Annotated in this window: 15 protein-coding genes; 13 read left to right on the top strand and 2 right to left on the bottom strand. The window is 60.6% G+C overall.

Going from position 1 to position 15,800, the window contains the following annotated elements:
- Positions 1 to 20: 20 nt before the first annotated feature.
- The 10 genes from HY795_14240 (at position 21) to HY795_14195 (ending at position 9,675) form a co-directional block, all read left to right on the top strand.
- A complete protein-coding gene (locus HY795_14240; protein ID MBI4806390.1) occupies positions 21 to 653 on the top strand; it encodes a hypothetical protein in 633 nt (210 codons plus the stop codon).
- 37 nt (positions 654 to 690) lie between these two features.
- Positions 691 to 996 carry a hypothetical protein gene (locus tag HY795_14235; GenBank protein ID MBI4806389.1) on the top strand — a complete coding sequence of 102 codons (306 nt, stop codon included), beginning with the start codon at positions 691 to 693 and terminating at the stop codon, positions 994 to 996.
- A 136-nt stretch (positions 997 to 1,132) separates the two neighbouring features.
- On the top strand, positions 1,133 to 1,981 hold the full coding sequence (locus tag HY795_14230) for an EamA family transporter (protein ID MBI4806388.1): 849 nt from the start codon (positions 1,133 to 1,135) through the stop codon (positions 1,979 to 1,981).
- Positions 1,981 to 2,694: a hypothetical protein gene (locus tag HY795_14225; protein MBI4806387.1), complete on the top strand. Its 714-nt coding sequence runs from the start codon at positions 1,981 to 1,983 to the stop codon at positions 2,692 to 2,694. Before HY795_14230 ends, HY795_14225 begins: the two co-directional genes overlap by 1 nt.
- A gap of 173 nt (positions 2,695 to 2,867) precedes the next feature.
- On the top strand, positions 2,868 to 4,148 hold the full coding sequence (locus HY795_14220; protein MBI4806386.1) for a CBS domain-containing protein: 1,281 nt from the start codon (positions 2,868 to 2,870) through the stop codon (positions 4,146 to 4,148).
- Positions 4,149 to 4,335: 187 nt separating this feature from the next.
- Complete coding sequence (locus HY795_14215; GenBank protein ID MBI4806385.1) at positions 4,336 to 5,625, top strand: Nramp family divalent metal transporter; 1,290 nt, start codon at positions 4,336 to 4,338, stop codon at positions 5,623 to 5,625.
- Positions 5,626 to 5,771: 146 nt separating this feature from the next.
- A complete protein-coding gene (locus HY795_14210) occupies positions 5,772 to 7,142 on the top strand; it encodes an FAD-dependent oxidoreductase (protein ID MBI4806384.1) in 1,371 nt (456 codons plus the stop codon).
- Between the two features lie 71 nt (positions 7,143 to 7,213).
- Positions 7,214 to 8,251, top strand: coding sequence for an aminopeptidase P family protein (locus HY795_14205; protein MBI4806383.1), 1,038 nt, complete (start codon positions 7,214 to 7,216; stop codon positions 8,249 to 8,251).
- Positions 8,241 to 8,549, top strand: a complete 309-nt coding sequence (locus HY795_14200) for a DUF4911 domain-containing protein (GenBank protein MBI4806382.1) — start codon at positions 8,241 to 8,243, stop codon at positions 8,547 to 8,549. Before HY795_14205 ends, HY795_14200 begins: the two co-directional genes overlap by 11 nt.
- 106 nt (positions 8,550 to 8,655) lie before the next feature.
- Positions 8,656 to 9,675, top strand: coding sequence for a hypothetical protein (locus HY795_14195; GenBank protein ID MBI4806381.1), 1,020 nt, complete (start codon positions 8,656 to 8,658; stop codon positions 9,673 to 9,675).
- A gap of 206 nt (positions 9,676 to 9,881) precedes the next feature.
- Here the strand turns inward: HY795_14195 and HY795_14190 are convergent, their stop codons facing one another.
- Together HY795_14190 and HY795_14185 are read right to left on the bottom strand one after the other, a co-directional pair.
- Positions 9,882 to 10,868 carry a metallophosphoesterase gene (locus tag HY795_14190; protein ID MBI4806380.1) on the bottom strand — a complete coding sequence of 329 codons (987 nt, stop codon included), beginning with the start codon at positions 10,866 to 10,868 and terminating at the stop codon, positions 9,882 to 9,884.
- A 48-nt stretch (positions 10,869 to 10,916) separates the two neighbouring features.
- The gene (locus HY795_14185) at positions 10,917 to 11,750 is read right to left on the bottom strand and encodes a TatD family hydrolase (protein ID MBI4806379.1); all 834 of its coding nucleotides are present in this window, start codon (positions 11,748 to 11,750) and stop codon (positions 10,917 to 10,919) included.
- Positions 11,751 to 11,832: 82 nt separating this feature from the next.
- Here HY795_14185 and HY795_14180 point away from each other — a divergent pair, with 82 nt between their 5' ends.
- Genes HY795_14180 through HY795_14170 form a run of 3 tightly spaced genes read left to right on the top strand, consistent with a single transcriptional unit; the run spans position 11,833 to position 15,721 of the window.
- Complete coding sequence (locus tag HY795_14180) at positions 11,833 to 13,302, top strand: mechanosensitive ion channel (protein MBI4806378.1); 1,470 nt, start codon at positions 11,833 to 11,835, stop codon at positions 13,300 to 13,302.
- Between the two features lie 46 nt (positions 13,303 to 13,348).
- Positions 13,349 to 14,890 carry a murein biosynthesis integral membrane protein MurJ gene (gene murJ / locus HY795_14175; protein ID MBI4806377.1) on the top strand — a complete coding sequence of 514 codons (1,542 nt, stop codon included), beginning with the start codon at positions 13,349 to 13,351 and terminating at the stop codon, positions 14,888 to 14,890.
- A gap of 9 nt (positions 14,891 to 14,899) precedes the next feature.
- Positions 14,900 to 15,721, top strand: coding sequence for a methyltransferase (locus HY795_14170; GenBank protein ID MBI4806376.1), 822 nt, complete (start codon positions 14,900 to 14,902; stop codon positions 15,719 to 15,721).
- Positions 15,722 to 15,800 lie beyond the last annotated feature (79 nt).

Genomic DNA, 15,800 nt, shown 5'->3' with positions numbered 1-15,800 from the left:
TGGGACACGAAGGAGTGCCCATGGCCGCACCCAAAGTTTTACGCCCCAAGGCTTCAGCCTCCCTGCTCGCATGCGCGTTCCTGCTTATTCTCTCCACCACTGTTTTTTCTCAGTCTCCCCAGACGACCGACGCCAGCGGGCAAGCCGCCACAAACGGCCAGAGCGCCCCGGCGGATAAAATATTGCTCCCTGACGGCGCGGCCGCTTCACCCTCCGCAGCTGTGACCAGCACTCCAACCAAGCGCTCCAAGCCGAAGGCCCAGACGCAGGAGAGCCCTGTTGCCCCCAGCATCACCCAACAAGAGACGAACTCCTCGGAGCTTGGAAACAGCCAGCCCATGGTCAACGGCATCAAGGACTTCGGTTCCAAGGCCAGTACGGAGCCGCCTTCCAAACAGCCGGGCATGTTCCTGTCTCCGGAATTCCGCTCCCCGGTGAACGCCCTGACCCCGGCCGATCCCATCGGCCGCGAGCCCATCTACGACCGCAACGCCCCGGGTATCTCGGCCATCATCCATTCGGGAAAGAACACCGAGATTCGCGGCATGTTCAGCCTGCCCGGCTCGCACTCCGGAACGGCCCGCCCCTACGGACAGGAGCCCGGCGGCAAGGATGCCCCCTCGGGCGGGGTGATGCTCAAGCAGACCTTCTGATCCTAATGGTATTTATCTTCAGAGACGAACCCACGTTATGCATCTGGATGTAGAAGATAAAAGACGAATCCAGAGGATCGTCAGTGGCCATTTGGACTACGCTGACTTTAATATCTCCCCAGAAATACTCAAAGACCTCTTCCGCAAGGAGCACCCTGGTTTTTTGTGGGAGGCTGGCACTGGCGTGACATATACAATTTCCAAAAAATGCATTGATTTTATTGAATGTTATGTTTCGACCAACAAAGACGTCCATCTGGTTATTGGCCGTCAAGATTCACTTGAGAGAACAACCTTGGGAAATAGTATCCTTCTACAAAAAGAAATTATCACAGATCTGTGATCTAATTTCTTTGACAATTTCAAGACCGAATATCTTGTAATCTCGCCCGATAACATACTTTGCCGATGGTGGTTACACCCCCGCGCAACTATATTTCTTTCCTTCCCGCCGCGTTGCCGCTACGAATTTCCCCGCCATGTTCACCGGATACGCACTCGTCGCCCTGGCCGCGCTCTTGTGGGGCCTTATCGGGCCATTGTCCAAGATCGCCTTTCAGAACGGCATGTCCCCCCTGGAGGTGGCCTTCTGGAGGGCGTCCATGGCCTGGCTGATCTATGGTGCCCATGCGATCTCCATCAGGCGGGTGAAGCTGGACGCTGTCGACCTGCCCTGGGTTCTCGGCTTCGGCGTGGTCTGCATCGCCGGGCTTTTCGGCAGCTACGTGTTGGCCGTGCGCGAGGGGGGAGCCGCCCTGGCGTCGGTTCTTTTGTACACCGCCCCGGCCTGGGTGGCCCTGCTGGCCTGGAAGATCCTCAAGGAACGCCTCGGGCTTTCGAAGATAGCCGCCGTGGCCCTGACCATACTGGGAGTGGCGGGCGTGAGCCTGGGCAACGGCCTGGACGCTCCCCTGAACATATGGGCCATCGTCTGGGGCCTTGTGTCCGGACTCACCTACGCCCTGTACTACATCTTCGGGAAAGCCTTCCTCTCGCGCTACGCCACCCCCACCATCTTCCTCTACTCCCTGCCGGTGGGCGCGGCCTGCATGCTTCCCTTCTTCAGCTTCGGAGAACGGCCACCGTCGGCCTGGCTCGCCTGCATCGTGCTGGCTGCGTGCAGTACCTACGGGGCCTATTCCATCTACTACGCGGGACTGCGGCGCATCGAGGCCAGCCGGGCGGCGGTGATCGCCACGCTCGAGCCGGTGGTGGCCGCGCTGCTGGCCTTCTCGCTCTTCGGCGAAAGCTTCACCAGCCTGGGCTACGCAGGGTCCGGGCTGATCCTGGCCGCCGTGCTCATGACCATTCTGGGAGCCAGACGCTGATGTACATCACCCACCCCGTTCCCGATTCGTTCACGATTCAAGACAGCATGGCCAGCCCGGCGTTGTCCCCGGAAACCAGGGCCGAGGTCCAACGTATCTGGGAGAGCGAGAAGGCTCTGCGCCCAGGTCTGTTCAATGGCCATGTTTTCAGCCTGGACCGCATCGAGGCAGGCGTGGCCCATGGGTTCATGGCCGAATACGCCTGGTATGTTGCCCAGCTTCAAAACCCCACGCTCTACGACAGCCTCCTGATAAGGTCCCTGGCCGTGAGCGGCCTGGTTGTGGCCAGCGGGCACCTCATCTTCGGGCTACGCAAGGCATCTCTCGCCGTGGAAGGCGGCCTGTGGGAACTGGCCCCTTCAGGCACCATGGACGGGGCCCTGCGCGAGCCGGACGGCTCCATCTCCTGGAGGAAGCTCTTTACCGAGGAACTGCGGGAAGAGCTGGGAATCGACGTGAGCCCGGCCATGGCGCGCCCCTTCGGGCTGATCGAAAACACCGACACCCACATTTGGGAATTGGGCATCGCCGCGGAACTTCCCATCAGCTATCAGGAGATCCTGGCAGCGTTTGCGGCCAGCCCAAGCCCGGAGCACACGGAGATGGCCGCCGTGCCGCTGGCGGACGCCGCCCGTTTTTACAACACCCGCAAGGACCTTATGGTGGGCGCAACAGGACCTCTTTTGAGCGCCTACGGAGTGAAGCTCTCCTAAAATGCCTCGGTTCCTGATGAGGTGCTCTGGCCGCTTGCGGCGCGGAACCCCGAACAGCCGGATTTCCTGAGACAATCGCGTGACAACCGGTTGAAACTGTTGCCGCCAGGGCCTCCTTGGGCTACGCCAAGGCCTTCAGCCAAACCACGGCCGCTTCGGGCAAGGGGCACCCCATGAGCACATCCAGCGCCGCCTATTTCGCCAGCAACTTCCTGGGCAAGACCGTCATCGACAAGACCGGCGAGCCCCTGGGGCGCCTGCACGACCTGGCCATGACCAGAGGCGACGGCCTCCCGCACATCTCGAGCCTCATCGTCAAGAAGGGCAAGCTCCTGTCCAACATCCCCTGGGCCGGGGTGGACCTGTTCAACGTCTTCGTCATCGCCGTGGACCTGGAGCGGGCCCCGGCCGAGCCGTTCGACCCCGCGGAACAGGGGAATATCCTTGTGCGCCGCGACATCCTGGACAAGCAGATCGTGGATGTGGAAGGCGCCCGGCTGGTGCGCGTGAACGACTTGAAGATCGAAGGCTGCCGGGACGCCCTGTGCGTCACGGCCGTGGACACCGGCGTGCGCGGTCTGGCCCGCAGGCTCAAGCAGGAGCGCGTCTGGTCGTTCGTCACCAGTATCTTCAAGCGCCAGCTGCCCCACAAGGAAATCGGCTGGCAGTTCGTGCAGCCTCTTGACGACAAGATGACATCACTCTCGCTCACCGTGACCCGCGACAAACTGGGCGACATGCACCCGGCGGACCTGGCCGAAATTATCGCCCAGCTGCCCCACGGCGAGGCCGAGAAGATGTTCCTGTCGCTCAACACCGAGACAGCGGGCGAGACCCTGGCCGAGATGGAACCCGAGGTGGGCACCAGACTCTTAAGCAGCCTGGAGAAGGAGCACGCCTCGGACATTCTGGAGGAGATGGCCCCGGACGAGGCCGCCGACGTGCTGGCCGACCTGCCCGACGACACGGCCAAGGAACTGCTCGGGCTTATGGACGCCGAGGACGCCGAAAAGGTCCAGGAACTCCTGGAGCACGAGGAGGACTCGGCCGGCGGCCTCATGATCAACGAATTTCTGGCCCTGCCCCCCTCCATGTCCGCCGAGGCGGCCCTGACCCGGATTCGGACCAAGGCCCTGGAAATGGAGATGATCTACTACGTCTATGTTCTGGACGAGGCCTTGAAGCCGCTTGGCGTCGTCAGCCTGCGGGAGATTCTTGGCGCAAAGCCCATGGAATCGCTCGAACAGATCATGAGCCAGAATTTGAAGACCGTGAACGTGGACACCTCCGCCGACGACGTGCTGGAGATCGTGGAGAAGTACGGGCTGTGGGCGGTGCCGGTGTTGGACGAGGACGGGGCCATGGCCGGAGTGGTCACCGCGGACGACGTGCTCACCCATTCGCTGCGCTTCGCCCTGCGCTGGAAGCGTTTCAGGGCCAAGCGCCGTTTCTAGCGGCCCGTTGAAAAATTTCCGCTGGCGGCGTTGCCGCGCAAAAGTCAAACCTTCGCGTATGTCAAATACGCTTCAGCCTTGACTTTTTTACGCGCCTTGCCAGCCGCTTTTTTGAACGGGCCGCAAAGATAGGCCTGTGCACCGGGCTTATTGGCCCCAAGCGCATCATACGCTGAAAGGACTTTGCATGCCGTTTCGCTTCATCACCAGGGCCGCGGGCAAACTGAACAGGCGCAACCTGTTTCTTTTTCTCTCCATCCTGGGCCCCGGCATCATCACCGCCAACGTGGACAACGACGCCGGAGGCATCACCACCTATTCCCTGGCCGGGTCCCGGTTCGGCTACGGCCTTTTGTGGATGATGCTCCCCACCATGGCCGCCCTGGTGGTGGTGCAGGAGATGTGCTCGCGCATGGGCGCGGTGACGGGCAAGGGACTGTCGGACCTCATCCGGGAACGCTTCGGCGCGGCCGTCACCTTCTACGTGATGATCGCCCTGTACTTGACCAACCTGGGCAACACCGTTTCCGAGTTCGCGGGAATCGCGGCCAGCCTGGAGATATTCGGGGTGAGCCGCTACGTCTCGGTACCGCTCTCGGCCCTTCTGGTCTGGCTGCTCATCGTCAAAGGCTCCTACAAGATCGTGGAGAAGGTCTTCCTGGGGGCCTGCCTCATCTACCTAGCCTATCCCGTTGCCGCGTATCTGGCCAAGCCGGACTGGGGCGAGGTTCTCACCGCGTCCGTGGTGCCTTCCTTTAAGTTGGACGGCTCCTACCTGGCCATGATGATCGCCGTGGTGGGCACCACCATCGCCCCCTGGATGCAGTTCTACCAGCAGGCTTCGGTGGTGGAGAAGGGAATCACCAAGGAGCAGTACAAGTTCGCCAGGCTGGACGTCATGGTGGGCTGCGCCCTGGCCATTGCCGTGGCCTTCTTCATCGTGGTTTCCTGCGCGGCTGCCATCCATCAGCAGGGGCTCAGCATCGAAACCGCTGCCGACGCGGCCGAGGCCCTGAAGCCCGTGGCCGGCCCCTACGCCTCGGTCCTTTTCGCCATAGGGCTTTTCAACGCGTCCATCTTCGCGGCCTGCGTGCTGCCCCTGTCAACGGCCTACTACATCTGCGAGGGCATGGGCTGGGAATTGGGCGTGGACAAGAACTTCACCCAGGCCCCGCAGTTCTTCTGGCTCTTCACCACCAGCATCATCTTAAGCGCCGTGTGCATCATGATTCCAGGGGTTCCGCTGCTTGGCATCATGTACGTCTCCCAGGTGGTCAACGGCGCGGTGCTGCCCGCCGTGCTCATCCTCATGCTTCTCATTATAAACAACCGCCAGCTCATGGGCGAGTTCGTCAACGGCCCGGTGTTCAACACCGTGGCCTGGGTCACGGTGATCGTGGTCATCGTTTTGACCGTGCTCATGACCGTGGACGCAGTTTCACCAGGAATCATAAGCCGCCTCATCGGGACGCCATAGCCTTACACCTTGCAACGAGGCGTTCAGACACGCCTAATGGCCTAAGCTCATTGCCAGAGTCTGCCGTATGCCCGGAAGAGCTTTCCGCAGTGGGCGTTGGCCTGAGTTTTGCTATATTCTGGCCGAATCTTCAGGGAGGAAGAATCGTGCAGAACAACTACCTCATAATCGGCGCGGGCCCCACGGGCCTTGGCGCCGCACGCCGCTTGTCCGAGCTTGGCGTCAAGGATTTCCTGGTCCTGGAAGCCAACACCTATCCCGGGGGTCTGTCCGCCAGTTTTGAGGACTCCAAGGGCTTCACCTGGGACGTGGGCGGCCATGTGGTGTTCTCCCACTACGACTATTTCGACCGCATGCTGGACGAAGCCCTTGACGGCAAGTACCTGGAGCACCAGCGCGAGGCCTGGGTGCGCATCGCCAAGACCTGGGTTCCCTACCCGTTCCAGAACAACATCCGTTACCTGCCCAAAGACATGGCCTGGGAATGCGTACACGGCCTTCTTCCCGGCATGCGTCCCTTCGGGGACAACGGGTACCAGCCGGCCGACTTCAAGGAATGGATCGAGCACGTGTTCGGCCTGGGCATCGCCAAGCACTTCATGATGCCCTACAATTTCAAGGTCTGGGCCACGCCTCCCGAGCTCATGAGCTACAAGTGGATCGGCGAGCGCGTGAGCGTTGTTGGCCTGGAGAAAGTGGTCAAGAACATCCTTTTGGCCCTGGACGACGTCTCCTGGGGACCCAACAACACCTTCAAGTTCCCCCTTTACGGCGGCACGGGCGAAATCTACCGCCGGGTGGCGGCCAAGTTCGAGGACCACATCCGCTACGGGCGCGGCGTGGTGGGCATCGATCCGGACAAGAAGGAAGTTACGTGTTCCACTGGCGAACGGTTCTCCTACCAGAACCTGCTCTTCACCGGCCCCCTGGACATCCTGGCCCAGAAGCTCCTGACCAGCGTGCCGGACCAGGTGCGCAAAGCCGCTTCGGAGCTCAAGCACAGCGGCGGCTACATCGGCGGCGTTGGCGTGGACGGAGCCAAGACCGATTCGCGCTGCTGGATGTATTTCCCCGAGTCCGACAACCCCTTCTACAGGGTGACGAATTTCCATCACTACTCGCCCAACAACACTCCCGACCCCGACGGCATGACGGTCAGAAAGCGCGCCTACATGACCGAGGTGAGCTTCTCCGAGCACAAGGACGAACCGGCCTCGCACCTGGACAGCGTGGTGGACGGTCTTGTAAACGTCTCGCTGATGTCGGAAAAGGAACGGGAAGCCGTCGTCTCCACCTGGGAGATGCGCCTCGACTACTCCTACCCCATCCCCACCCTGGGCCGCGACGCGGCGCTCAAGGCCATCCAGCCCTGGCTGGAAACCCAGGCCATCTTCAGCAGGGGGCGTTTCGGCGGCTGGAAGTACGAGGTGAGCAACATGGACCACTCGGTGATGCAGGGCGTGGAGTGGGCCGAACGCATGGTGACCGGCAAGGCCGAAACCACCTACGCCCTCTGAGGATTTCTGTGACAGACGCTCCCTTTACGCCGGAGGTGTATTCCGCCCGGCGCGAAAAGCTGCGCGCCCGAATGCGCAATGCCGGGCACACGGCCCTTCTCGTTTCCCACGCCGCCAACCGCTACTACCTGAGCGGATTCGAACTGCACGACTCCCAGTGCAACGAATCCTCCGGCATGCTGCTGATAACCGCCAACGGACGCGACAAGCTGCTCACGGACCCCAGATTTCTGGACGCGGCCCGGCGGCTCTGGCCTGAAGAGGACATCTTCATCTACACCGGCCAGCGCTACACCCAGATAGCCGATTTTCTTTCAAAGAATCATTCCGGCCCCTTGGCTTTCGAAAGCCGGGCCATGAGCGTGGATACGCACGAACGCCTGCGGGCAAACCTGAACCTGGTGCGCTCCAGCGGCCTTGTTGAGGAGCTGCGGCGCATCAAGGAACCCGCTGAAATCGAGCGGCTGGACCGCTCCTGCGCCCTGAACGAGCGGGTGATGCTGGCCGCTCCGGATGTGCTCGTTCCCGGGCGCAGCGAAGGGGAGATCGCCTGGAGGCTCGAGCAGCTTTTCAGAGATTTCGGCGCTTCCGAATTGGCCTTCGCCCCCATAGTGGCCGTGGATTCCAACGCCGCCCTGCCCCATGCCGAACCGGGCCGCGACGAGGTGAAAGAAGAGTCCATGGTGCTGGTGGACATGGGCGGACGCCTTGGCGACTACAACTCGGACCAGACCCGCACCTTCTGGGTGGGCAACCGTCCGCCCGACCACTTCCGAAAAGCGCTGGAACTGACCCAGATGGCCCAGGCCAAGGCCATCGCGGCCATCCGCCCCGGGCTTCCCATCTCGGAGACCTACCGCACCGCCCGGGCCTACTTCGAAGAGTTCGGCGTGGAAAAGGCATTCACCCACGCCCTGGGCCACGGCATCGGCCTGGAGACCCACGAGGCCCCCAGCCTCTCGCCCATAGCCGACGGCCTTCTGGAGCCGGGCATGGTGATCACTGTGGAGCCTGGCCTGTACTATCCCGAATGGGGGGGCATCCGCTGGGAGCACATGGTGGTGGTGACCGAGGACGGCCACAGGATACTGGGCCAGAATGGGGTCTGAGATCGAATCCCCAAAGTGCTCTCCGCCGGAACCTCGCCCGCGCAGACGCAAGACGCCCTACACGCCGCCGCGCTGGTCGTCCCGGCTGTACGTCAGGCTCAGGCAGGAGCACATCGCGCTTTTCAAGTTCCTGCTCGAGGCCCACGGCCACCTGGGGTACATGAGCGTGGTTGACCGCCACGCGGCCATATTGAAGCTCAGTTTCTCGCCTGATTGCGAGCGGGAGATGCGGGGGTTTCTGCGCGAGGCGTTAGGCACCCTACCGTTTGACCTTATTAACGTTTCAGTATCGTCATAATTTTATTGCCAGCTTTCAAGAAATGCACATTCTAATACATGATGATTGAGCACATCGAACACAATTTAACTTTTTTCATTAATCACACACCACATCGAGTAACGACATGGTCACAGGCTGGTACGCTGACTACCCGAGGCTGCACAAGAAGATTGTCACCGGACAAAAAGATGGCAACATCCTAGTATCATGCTGTAGCAGTGGAGCTGGTGGCTATATTGACCGGATGAAAGGGATCGTATCATCGCTATTATTAGCGATGATTACGGACAGGGCATTGCTTATTGACTGGGTTGCTCCAGCCCCCCTTCTAGATATACTCGCTCCAAACCATATAGACTGGAGCCATGACCCATGGAATACATTCTCGCGAGCTTCCTGTTTGATGCTTAATACTAAGGGGGCTCTTTTTGAACGATTTAATAATATGTTTTACGAGGACAACATTGAAGAATCTCTTTTCATGAACGTCCCTGTAGTCTTCTTTAAGGCACATCATCTTTCTGAAATAATTGAGTCAGTGAGTGCAAACCCTCATTGTCGTGACAAAATCATGTCACTGGGTCTGGACCGCATCGACTTGGACAAGCTTTTCTTCAAGATCGCCTTTGAATTCCTTTTCAAACCGTACATCAAGGATGGCATTCTTAGGGACCAGTTTGAATTATATTCTGCCATGCTTTCAAATCACCATGTAGTTGGAATACAAGTGCGCACGGGCGGTGACGGACGATGGGACGATCCGGAGTTTGCGAAGCCTGAAGAAGTGTTCAGATTCGTTGAAAAAGCCAAGGTAGATTTACAAGAACAATCCACAGAGAAACCTGTGTTATTCTTTCTCACCACAGATTCAGAAACTGCACGTGATATGGCCCTTCAACGATATGGCAACGAAGTATTTGTCACCGGCTGGCCAATTCTCCATTTGGAAAAATCTGAATCGCATCTTTCTGCTGTGGCAATGAAAAACATCATCGCCGAGCATCTTCTCTTCTCACGGTGCCAACGGTATTACCTCAGCCCTTCAGGTTTTGGAGCGGCGGCTTCCTGGCTTTCCAAGGCCCCAGCCCTCTATTGGCCGGAATTTAAGCCAACTCCGTATCGTTGGGGTGGGGCGCGGTTATAACGTGCACAGGGTTTTGATCTCCCGTAACGTTTCCACCTTGTCCCTGCGTTGCGGAAAGGCTTCTTAGGGAGTCAATGTATCTACGCATGTCAGGACGGCACCCTCAAACATACTACACTGAATCCACTCCGTTATACGTTGCCAGAAAAGCGATCTTTGTTCTTCATCCGGATGCAAAGAGAAAAGCACTCAATTAAGACACGTTCTCAACCACCTGGGACGGGAATGACCCGCTCGGAGCCCTCCAGCCATCCGCCCGTGGCGTGGTCCCAGGTCTTCACCACTATCCTGCCGGGATACAGAAACAGGGAATTGGTCCAGATGGTCTTGCGTTTCAGGTCACTGTTGTGGATGTTGGTCACATGCCCCTGGTACACGTTCACGGGCGAATTGAAGCTCACGTTGGTGGCCGGGGTGTGGGTGTGCCCCGAGACCCAGAGCAGAACCTGGGGGTTGGCCCTAAGCAGGTCGTCCAGCTTCCTTTCCGGCTGGGCGATGCGCATGTCCCCGTTAATCTTGGGGCTGTAGTTCTCCAGGGTTCCCTTCAACGGGGCGTGGAAGAATATGAGCGTCGGTGTCTTCCGGTGCCTGCGAAGCGTGTCCTCAAGCCATGAGAGCGTCCGTTCGGAGATCTCCGTGGTGAATGTGCCGCCCACCGCGTCGGTGGACAAAAAGACCAGCAGGTAGTTCCCGAGCTTTTTTGTGAAGTGAAGCTGTGGCACCCCGAAGGTTCGCTTGAACCGCTCAAGCTTCTCCCTCTGCAGTTCGGGCGGGGCCCCGCGCAGCTTGCCGTCCTCCCCGGGCTGGTCGGCATACTTGTATTCGTGATTGCCCGCGACAACGGCCCTGTGCTTGCGGATTTCGTCCACAAACGCCTTGGCCTGAGCGTATTCCTCCGGGCTGCCGTACCGGGCCACAATGTCGCCCAGCACCGCCACAAGGTCCACGTCCTTCCAGCCGTTAATGTCCTCCACCGTTTGGCGCTTGCGCGTGGCCTGCATGACCTCGGCCTGCGAGGCGGAACCGGACGACATGTCGAGGCCGTAGTGCGGGTCTGAAAGCACGACGACCCGCTGGTAGGAGCGATCCTTGGCCTGCCCCGCTTCCTGGGGCAGGCAAACACCCGAGTTCCACGTTCCCAGGAAAGCAAGAACCAGAACAGCCAGGAAGACGCGTTTGATCTTTAGTATCATCATCGCTCCAGGAGGTTCATCTCTCGTAAGCTCAGGGAAAACCGGATACTAGAGGGGATCCAATCCGAAGAATCGCTTGGCGTTCTGCCCGGTCACCCGCCATATCTCGGCCGTGTCCACCCCCTTCACACGGGCCACGGCCTGGGCCGTGAACACGTTGTAGGAAGGCTCGTTGGGCCGCCCACGATAGGGCTCGGGAGTGAGGAACGGGGCGTCGGATTCGATCACCATCCTGTCCATCTCCAAAATGGACACGGCCCGGCGCAAGTCCTCGTTTTTCGAATACGTCACCGGCCCCGGGACGGAGACGGTGTAGCCGCGGTGGATGAGTTCCACGGCCTGGTCCGGCCCGCCTCCGAAGCAGTGCCAGAGAATGAGCTCCCCCGGCAGGCCGGAATCGTCCAGAACGCGCAGGGTGTCGGCAAAGGCGTCCCGGCTGTGCACGGCCACGGGCAGATTCATCTCCCGGGCCAAGGCCAGCTGTTCCCGGAAAAACCGCTCCTGCACCTCGGGCGGGGTGTCCTTCCAATAGAAATCGAGCCCGATCTCTCCGATGGCCTTCAGGTTGGAGTCGGCCTTAAAGAGCGTCGCCATATCGGAAACATGGCGGATGTCCGCCTGGGCCGAATCGTTGGGGTGGATTCCCAAAAGGAAAAACACCTGGGGATGCTGGCGGAAAACCGACGCGTTGGCCGCGTAGGCCTCCACGCCCAGAAACACGTTGCCTATGCGTTCGACGCCTGCCTTAGCGGCGCGGCCAAGAACCAGAGGCAGCTCGTGCGGGTCCAGCCGTTTGTAGTCCAGGTGGGCGTGGGTCTCAACGCCGCACAGCGGCAGGCCAAGCGACTCCGGCAGGGGACGGTCTTTTTTCTTGTTGGACACGCCGGGCGGGTACCGCACCCGGCATTTGCGGGCAAGCAAAAAACCTTGGCCTTGGCTAACAGTGACGATACACTCCGCCCCCATGATCACTCCCACAGCTGATCTCATCAACGCGTTTGAAGCGGCAAAAGCATCCGATCTTTTTATCATAGGCGCCCTGCTGGTTCTCTCGGGCCTTCTGCAGGTTTTGCAGGCACGGCTCAAGGGCAAGGGCGCGGCAGGCCCCGTGGCCCTCTGCAAATGGCTGATCGTCTTTTATGCGTTGCGCCTGATGGATATCCATGTCCTCAAAGACGTCTGGGCCACCCCGTCGCTTATCCTGCATGGAATCGTGGTGTGGATGGCCTTTCGCACCATCCTGCACGACATCTACGCCGACCTGTATCTGACGCGGCTTAAACAGCGCCCGGTCAACAAGATACTGCTCAATCTGTTGTCCTTTGGCGCGGCCCTGGCTTTGGTTGGCTACGGGCTGCGCCAGGCCTTCAACGTGGACGTGGGGTCCATACTCACGTCGTCCGCCATTCTCACGGCGGTCATCGGCTTCTCCATGCAGGACACCATCGGGAGCCTCTTCTCCGGGCTTCTCATCCAGACCGAAAAGCCCTTCAAGCTGGGGGATTGGATCAAGGTCGGAGACATCGAGGCCCAGGTGACCGAGATCACCTGGCGCTACACCAAGCTGGTCACCTTCTCGCAAAACCAGATACTCATTCCCAACAACGCCATCGTGAAGGAACGGCTCACCAACATATCCGAGCCAATCAAGCAGGTGAACATAGTGGTTCCGGTCCCCGCCCCCCTTTCAACCTCGCCGGTGAAAGTGAAAAGCGCTCTGGAGGAAATACTCAGGAAGTCGCCGCTGGTCGCGCCATTTCCCGAACCCAGGGTGCGGCTTTACGAGTTCGGCCTGGACCACGTCACGTATCGCATGGTGTTCTACGTGGAGGATTTCGAGAATCAGGTGGCTGCCCGCAGCGATGTGCTCTCGGCTGTGTGGTATGAATTCCGCAAGCAGGGCATCGACTTCCCCATGAGCAGGCAGATGGTGGTCTCCGGTCGCAGAATGACTGGCGCAACAAACCAGGAAATATCGAAATTGGTTACGGGTGCAGGGCTGTTCGAGGGCATGCTCCCGGACGAGATCGATCTTCTGATGCAGTGCGCGGCAATCCGTACCTATGTGCCGGATGCGCGCATAGTGGAACGCGGCCAGGGAGGCACCACCATGTTCATCATCGCCTCGGGGCATGTGGCCGTTCGCCTGGGCGAGACGGAGCTTTCCCGCCTTGGGCCGGGAGACGTGTTCGGAGAGATGGCCCTTCTCACCGGGGAACCCAGGCAGGCGGACGTGGTGGCGGTGGAACCCGTGTCCTGCCTGGAGGTGGACCGGGAGGCGTTCCGGGTTGTGCTGGAGAAAAACCCGGTGCTCATGGGCAATGTCACCAGGATATTCAAGGAGCGCGAAGAAAAGATGCGCGGCACCGCCCTGCGAAGCGGCGAAGAGTCCGAGACGGGGCTTCTGGAGCGGTTCCGGAAGATCTTCTGGTGAGGTGTTCCTGGACTCATAGGGGCCTTTCCCCTACTCTCGCCCAGCCATGAGCGGCCACGTCAGAAAAATCGCCAAGGACGCCTCCATTGTAGGCGCGGCCACCCTTCTTTCCCGCGTTCTGGGTTTTTTCCGGGACGTCATCGTCGCCTATGTGCTCGGCGCAGGCCCCGTGGCCGACGCCTTCTACGTTGCCTACCGGCTTCCAAACACACTGCGCAGGCTCTTTGCCGAAGGCTCCATGACCATGGCCTTCGTTCCCGTGTTCTCCGACCTGCGCGAGAAACAGGGCGACGAGGCGGCCTTCGCCATGACCCGCTCGGCCCTCATGTGGCTGCTCATCATTCTGGGCGTTATTACCGCTCTGGCCGTGGTTTTCGCCCGGCCCATCACCCTGATCATCGCCCCGGGGTTCGCTTCCAATCCGGACCAGATGGCCCTCACCACCGAGCTGGTGCGAATCGTCTTTCCCTACATCATCCAGATCTCCATCGTGGCCCTGTGCATGGGAGCCCTCAACTCCATGGGGCACTTTCTGGCCCCGGCCCTGGCCACCAGCGAGCTCAACACCGTCATCATCATCGGCTGCGGTGTGGCCTGGCTCTTCGGGCTGGATGTGTCCCACACACTGGCCTGGGCCGTTATCGTAGGCGGTTTCGGGCAGATATACATGCAGATGCCCGCCCTGAAACGATTCGGTTTTTCCTGGCGCGGCCCCTGGAAGCTCATGGACGAGGGCGTGCTGCGCATGGGCAGGCTCATGCTGCCCACTGTTTTCGGCGCCGCCATCTACCAGATAAACATCGTGGTGGGCACGCTCCTGGCCTCCTTTCTGGCGGCGGGTTCCATCTCAGCCCTGTACTACGCGGACAGGCTGGTGCAGTTTCCCCTGGGCGTGTTCGGGGCGGCCGTGGGCACGGTGGCCCTGCCGAGCCTGGCCAGGCTGGCCGCTGCCAAGGAGATGCCGGAATTCAAGCACACGCTCTCGGCCTCGCTTCGCTTAACGCTTTTCATCTGCCTTCCGGCCACGGCCGGACTCATGGCCCTGGCCGCCCCCATGGTGGACGTCCTGTTCGGCCGAGGCGCCTTCACTCCCGAGGCGGAGCAGGCCACCTCCGCAGCGCTCATCGCCTACTCCGTGGGCCTTCCTGCCTTCGCCTGCGTCCGGCCCCTGGTTTCGGCTTTCTACGCCCTGCACGACACCAAAACCCCGGTGCGGGCCGGGTTCTACAGCATGCTGGCCAACATCGCTCTGGGAGCGGCCCTCATGTTTCCCTTGAAGCACGTGGGGCTGGCCCTGGCCACCTCCCTGTCCTCGTGGCTGAACGTCTGGCTTTTGGGACGGGCTCTTGGCGCGAGCATCGGTCCGTGGTCGCAGCTTGGGCGCACCGTCTGGGTGAGCTCGGGCTTGAGCGTTCTCATCGGCCTTGGGGCCTTGCTCACGCCTGTGAACAAATACGCGGCCCTGGCCATGATCGCGGTCTGGGCCGTGGTGTACATGGCCCTGGCCGTGATCCTTAAGGTGGAGGAAGCCTCCATGCTTCTGGAATTCGTGAAGAGAAAGATCTTCAAGGCGCGCCAAGCTTCCTGACCCAAGGCCATGACCACGCCCGTGCCCAAGGCAAAAGCCTCCGATTCCGGCCAATCGCATACCCCAAAGCCTGACCGGGGACTCGCACCACCCATAGCGGCCGCCCGGGACGCCTTCCCCACCGGGCTCGCCCAGCCTGAAAACGGCTACCGGTTTTCCCTGGATCCGCTGCTTCTGGCCTGTTTCGCCCGGCCCAAAAAGGACGCCCGCCTGGCAGACCTGGGCACCGGATGCGGCGTGGCTGCCCTGGCGGCGCTTCTTCAGCACCCCAAGATTGACCAGGCCACAGGGATCGACATCGACCCGGCCATGGCCGGGGCCGCCAAACACAACGCCGAACTGTTGGGACTGGATGGGCGTTTCCAGACTCGGTGCGCAGACATTCGCCATATTCGCGAAGCCTTCCCGCCGCAATCCATGCACATCGTGCTCGCCAATCCCCCCTACCGGAAGCTGGGTACGGGGCAGACCTGCCTCAATCCGGACAGAGACGTGGCGCGCTTCGAAGCGCATGCAAAGCTGGAGGACTTTTTGTCAGCGGCCTCATGGCTTCTGGCCAACCGTGGCAGCGCGGCTTTTGTGTATCCGGCCGCCCGGCTGGCAGACCTGGTGCTTGGCTGCCAGAAGGCCAAACTTGCGCCAAAGCGTCTGCGCTTCGTTCACTCCCGGGTGGACGAACCGGCGAAACTGGTTTTGATGGAAGCGGTGAAGCATGCAGGAGCAGGACTCACGGCCGAGCCGCCGCTCATACTCTACGAAGGGCGCGGGGATGATACGCGCCTGACCGGGCAGGCGCTGACATTCTGTCCGTTTCTTTCGAAAAATCCCTGACACAATGACGTAGCGTCCCTGACGATTCCAGGAAGCGCCGACGCCAGGCCGGCCCATGTCCCCCTGCGGCATGCGTCCC

The sequence above is a fragment of the Desulfovibrio sp. genome (assembly GCA_016208105.1).
GTDB lineage: Bacteria > Desulfobacterota > Desulfovibrionia > Desulfovibrionales > Desulfovibrionaceae > Fundidesulfovibrio.
Note: the sequence above shows the minus strand (reverse complement) of the source record. Positions and strands in the feature narration are given on the sequence as shown.